Raw genomic sequence first — 1,003 nt, 5'->3', positions numbered from 1 at the left:
AAACGGAAAAGTCATACTTGGCTGTCGTCATAATATAGCTTTGTATTTGGTCTTTATTGACGACTGTTACACTGTTGTTCTTCTGTTGTTTCGTTTTCATCATCTACACGAAAGGATAAAATACTGTTGGCTTTATCTATGTGAGGAGCGTATATTTCAGAAAATTTTGCGAGGATAGAAATTGCGTTTTTTACCCTTTCAAATTCTTCTTTCTTAAAATGAACTATGATTTTCTTCATCCTTTATTGATTATTAGTATGTTGCGCAAATATAATAAGTAATTACGACTTGTGCAAATGGAAATCGTAGATGATGCAAAATAACATTCAAAAAGTCGTATTTGGAAGAGAAAATAACATTCAAAAAGTCGTAGTAATGTGTTAAATAGCATTCAAAAAGTCGTAGTAATGTGTTAAATGAATTGTGTAAGCGGTTGGATTTCAGCGTGATTTTTAGTTAAAAAAAAAAGCTGATAAGCATATAAACAAGTTATGCTTTATAACAAGTCATTGATTTTTTACGGATAAGTGGTTGATTTACTGTCGGAAAAAGAAAAACAATAGGGAAAAAAAGCAAAGCAAAACCAACCAACGGGCGGTAGGACTGTGAACGGCTTTTTATGGCGTGTACACATTTGTGTACAAAAAGTTTGTATTTTATTGAAATATAGCTATCTTTGTACTGAATTTAAAAGCAAACAGATATGGAAGCATTATCAGTAAGAGAATACCGTAACAACCTCGCAGCGTCTTTCACCAAAGCTGACAATGGCGAGCAGGTACTAATTCGCAGGAAAAACGAGATTTACGCTTTGGTAAAAGTTGGTCGTGAAGATTTGATGATAACCCCGGAACTGCAAGCAAGGATTGACAAGGCAAGGGAAGAAATCAAATCCGGAAAGTGTGTTACCCTCAAAAGCAGTGAGGATATTGATGCTTATTTCGACAGTCTATGATGTACACAATTAGGGTTTCCGACGGGGTGGATAAGGTGATTGCCAAAT

Annotated in this window: 2 protein-coding genes; one reads left to right on the top strand and one right to left on the bottom strand. The window is 34.9% G+C overall.

What is annotated here, in order from left to right; all coding sequences use genetic code 11:
• Positions 1–53 precede the first annotated feature (53 nt).
• The gene (locus ACQ4WZ_RS27040; RefSeq protein WP_007560600.1) at positions 54–239 is read right to left on the bottom strand and encodes a hypothetical protein; all 186 of its coding nucleotides are present in this window, start codon (positions 237–239) and stop codon (positions 54–56) included.
• A 464-nt stretch (positions 240–703) separates the two neighbouring features.
• Between ACQ4WZ_RS27040 and ACQ4WZ_RS27035 the strand changes: the two genes are divergently transcribed.
• Entirely contained in the window at positions 704–955 is a 252-nt protein-coding gene (locus ACQ4WZ_RS27035; protein WP_004295507.1) for a hypothetical protein, read from the top strand.
• The last annotated feature ends 48 nt before the right edge of the window (positions 956–1,003 follow it).

Source organism: Janthinobacterium darwini, from assembly GCF_051380905.1.
In the GTDB taxonomy this organism is placed as follows: Bacteria; Pseudomonadota; Gammaproteobacteria; order Burkholderiales; family Burkholderiaceae_D; genus Janthinobacterium.
This window is presented reverse-complemented; position numbering and strand designations above follow the sequence as displayed.